The organism is Cobetia sp. (assembly GCF_983723665.1).
Genome location: NZ_CFDJES010000077.1, coordinates 12735 through 14273, shown reverse-complemented (window position 1 = coordinate 14273; position 1539 = coordinate 12735). Strand labels below are relative to the sequence as shown.

The following is a 1539-nucleotide window of genomic DNA, read 5'->3' as shown; positions in this document are numbered from 1 at the left end:
CTTACTGCGCGACCTTCTCGCCGTCCGTCGCCTCGGCGGCATCGAGCTTCTCATCGAGATCGATGGAGAGCCCTTCGCGATTGAGGATCGGGTTGGCGTATTGCACCAGCCACCAGTCCTTGAGCTCTGCGGGCACCTCTGCGAGGCGGTTCTCGAAGGTGGCGCGCTCGGCACCGCTGATGGCCGAGACATCCAGCGCCGAGGCCAGGCGCGGCTCCTCACGCAGCTGCGGGCGGCTGGCGGCCAGCTTCTCGAGTGCCAGCTGATGGCTCGGGTAGAGGGTGTAGTAGGCCAGCACTTGGCGGTCGACTTCCTTCACCACGTCTTCCGGGGTCTCGAAGTCGCCCTTGAGCGGCTCGCCGAACACCAGCTTGACGCGCCCCTTGTGGCCGCTGATACCCGCCGCGATGGACTTGATGTCCTCGTACTGCACCTTCTCGTAACGGCCTTCATTGGCGACGGCCGCCAGCTCACGCGCTTTCTGCAGGTCACAGGGGTCGAACTCGTAGCTGATCGACACCGGCACGATGTTGAGCTCGCTGACCGCCTCGCTGAACGGACGCGTCTTGTCGGCGGTGCGCGCCGCCATGGTCAGCATCTTGATGATGGCACTCTCGGTGCCATCACGGCCATCCTTGGCGCGCCCTTCACGCTGGGCCAGCCAGATGGAGTGCTGGTCGTGGGTCAGCGAGTGGCGGATATAGCCCGACAGCGACTGGTAGGCGGCCAGCATCGCGCGCTTGCCCTTGGCGGAGCGCGGCACGATGAAGCTCTTGTTGAGGCGCATCAGGTCGGTGACGAAGGGTTTCTGCAGCAGGTTGTCACCGATGGCGATGCGCACCGTGTCACGCCCGTGACGATAGAGGGCGTAGTTGACGAAGGCCGGGTCCAGCGAGATATCGCGATGGTTGGACAGGAACAGATACGGCGTGTCCGGGGACAGGCGCTCCAGCCCCACCGTCTCGAAGCTGGTGGTGGTGGTGTGGATCATGCGCGCCATGTAGACGGCGATGCGGCTCTGGAAACTGGCAACATCCTTGACGCCAATCATCTCGCGCTTGATGGCCAGGCGCGCGATCTGGCGTGCCAGCCACGGGAAACGCTGGGTCAGGCCCGGCAGGCGGAAGCGAGTCAGGGTGTCGAGCAGCTCGCGGTCCTGCTCCAGGCGTACCAGCACCTCCGCTACCTCGTCGTCGTGGTAGGGGCGAATATCGGCGAACGGGTCCTGTTCGCTGGTCGTGGCAGGCTTGGGTGTTGCAGTGTCAGTCATCGACGCACGTCATCCGGGTTTGTCATTCTGAAAAAAGAGAAGGTCGGCAGCGGGCCCAAGGCTCAGCTGGCGGGCTGGGCTTCACCACCCAGCCAGGCGGTCATCTGCTCGATCACGCCGGACAGCACCTGGGCCATCAGCGCGAAGTCGGTCTCCAGACGCAGGATGGGGTCTTCGCCGTCATCCTGGGCGTTGGCTTCATCGACCACGGCATCGGCGAACTTGAGGCTCTTGAGCGCCATGTCCTCACCGAGCACCAGCGCGACGCG

At 64.7% G+C, this 1539-nt stretch carries 2 protein-coding genes; both read right to left on the bottom strand.

The features are described from left to right. Position 1: 1 nt before the first annotated feature. On the bottom strand, positions 2–1270 hold the full coding sequence (locus tag AC4FAH_RS09335; protein ID WP_052384259.1) for a 1-acyl-sn-glycerol-3-phosphate acyltransferase: 1269 nt from the start codon (positions 1268–1270) through the stop codon (positions 2–4). 62 nt (positions 1271–1332) lie between these two features. Next, positions 1333–1539: recombination-associated protein RdgC (rdgC, locus tag AC4FAH_RS09330; RefSeq protein WP_490245942.1), on the bottom strand; the 207-nt coding region annotated here is incomplete at its 5' end.